Genomic DNA, 2033 nt, shown 5'->3' on the forward strand with positions numbered 1-2033 from the left:
GGGGTGAGCTAAAACACCTTGGGGATAAATCACGGCCACCTCCCGGATCGAGGTCAGGTCTTTGAGCAGCTCATGCAACGACAGGTCCATTCCGGCCTGGATCGCCATCTTGTGCGCCAACGACGCCAGGGTCAAGGCCAGGACGCAGTAGAACCCATGAACCATGAGCTTCTGATCGGTCCAATGATAGGCCGGCTGCCAATGCAGGAAATCGATGTTCTTCATATTCTTGAAAGACTCTTCCACTCCGGCGAGGCTGCGGTAGGCGCTGATCACTTCCTGCGGCTTCCATTCTCTCCGGTCGCTCACCAGCACGGTCCGGCCCAGCCGTTCATTGCTGAGCCGTTCGAGCGCGGCATGGTTCAAGGAGTATTGGAGCACGGGCAGCCCCTTTTCCTCTTCAACCGTATATTTGAACAGGTCTTTCATGAACTGGGCGCAGAGGATGCCATTGACGCCGGCCTTGACTCCTCGGACCGTGGGCTTCTTGCCTCTGGCCTTGCCCTTCCGCCATTTGATGAGACTTTTTTCCAGGTCCAAAAGTTTTTTCTGGCACTGGACCAGGTGATGAGTCACGCCGTTGAGTTGCTGAGTGAAGAAGCTCTCGGTGTAAACCACCACGGCCGATAATTTTTTGCCCCAGATGATTTCTTCCGTCGAATATGCTCTGGCGCCGGGGAGACCGGGCATCGGCGCGAATTCGGAAAGCGGAATGGAGAGAAGATGCTCGGCCCGGTTGGCGGACAGGGCCGCGACAAAATGTTGGTTGGAGACCACGATCCGCTCCATGGCCTCGTCGGAGACATTGCCCTTGTCAAAGACCAGGGTGGACTCGGCCCTCCGTCCCAGGATGTTTTGATGCCGGGCCAACAGCTCCTTGACCAGGGAGGGGAACAGACTCACGTCCACCCGGTTGCCGGCATAGACGCGATGGAAGAGGGGGATTTGATCATTGGCCGTCACTAACAAGGCCAGCCCCACCTGGCGCAGGTCGTGACGCTTGGCCTTGGAGTGGCCGCGCTGGGCGAGGTGGTTGCGGTCGTTGACGGTGGAGATAAAAGTGAAAAAGTTGGTGGTGTCGTAAAGCAGGGTCTGGGCTTCGAGGCCGAACTCTTGTTCGATCCGTTGCGCCAGCCGGTCCTGGACCGCGGCAATCGCCGTCTCGGAGATCATGTCCATGTGGTCCCAGAAGCGCGGGCTGGAAAAGGCGGACTTGGGAAAACGCCACAACCGCTGCAGGACCGTCTGCTCGTACCAGTCGCCGATGGCCAATTTGCTGCAGGGATCGAGGGCGCGGTTGAGCGCGGCGAGGACCATGTAGTGCCCGACGGACGGCCCCTGGTCTCGTTTGGGGACCTGCTCGTTGATCAACTCCATCAAGCCCAGGCGCTGGGCAATTCCGAGCAAGGCCGCCACCCCGCCGGCCTCGAAGATGACGGTCTCTTTGGGCTTGGCCGGTTTGGCGTTTTCGGCGCGTTCAATAATGGCCTCGATCGTCCCCAGATATTTTTGCCAGACGATCCTGGGCTTTCCGTCCACCCGGGCCGACGCGACGGCGTAGTAATAGGCTTTTCCCTTTTTGATTTTTTTGATGATGCTGGCCATGGTTTCTCCTTTCTTCCTATATTAGTAGGGTAATACATAATGTGGCCAAAGTCAAGTGTCAAGGGGAAATATTCCTTATTTAATTGGTTTGATTGGTAAGATTGGCTGGTCCAGAAGTAGGGTAATACATTACCTGAACAAGAAAATTATTTAAAAGCAACAGGTTGGAGGTTAGATTCGGAAGGAAGATGGGATAAAGCGTAAACTCAGGCTAGTGGTGGTTAACGAGAACGCGGACAACTCGGCCATGTTAAAAGGCCACAGCGTGAAGGCGGGCGAGCAATACGAGGTGGACTTCGGCGATGGAACGCGGGCCGTGTACCGCCCCTGGTCGGAGAAAAACCTCTATGCCCAGCGCGGTGAGTTTGAGATGATGCTGCCGGACCGCCCGGACGCCAAGAGCATCGAGCGGGCGATGGGGCACATAG

Annotated in this window: 2 protein-coding genes; one reads left to right on the forward strand and one right to left on the reverse strand. The window is 56.8% G+C overall.

All coding sequences use genetic code 11. From position 1 onward, the window contains the following. Window positions 1–1605, reverse strand: a 1605-nt coding sequence (locus NTW95_12960; protein ID MCX6558320.1) for an IS1634 family transposase, incomplete at its 3' end; no start/stop codon positions are given. A 247-nt stretch (window positions 1606–1852) separates the two neighbouring features. Between NTW95_12960 and NTW95_12965 the strand changes: the two genes are divergently transcribed. Beyond that, the coding region (locus NTW95_12965; protein ID MCX6558321.1) for a hypothetical protein at window positions 1853–2033 on the forward strand (181 nt) is incomplete at its 3' end.

The sequence above is a fragment of the Candidatus Aminicenantes bacterium genome (assembly GCA_026393795.1).
Lineage (GTDB): Bacteria > Acidobacteriota > Aminicenantia > UBA2199 > UBA2199 > UBA2199.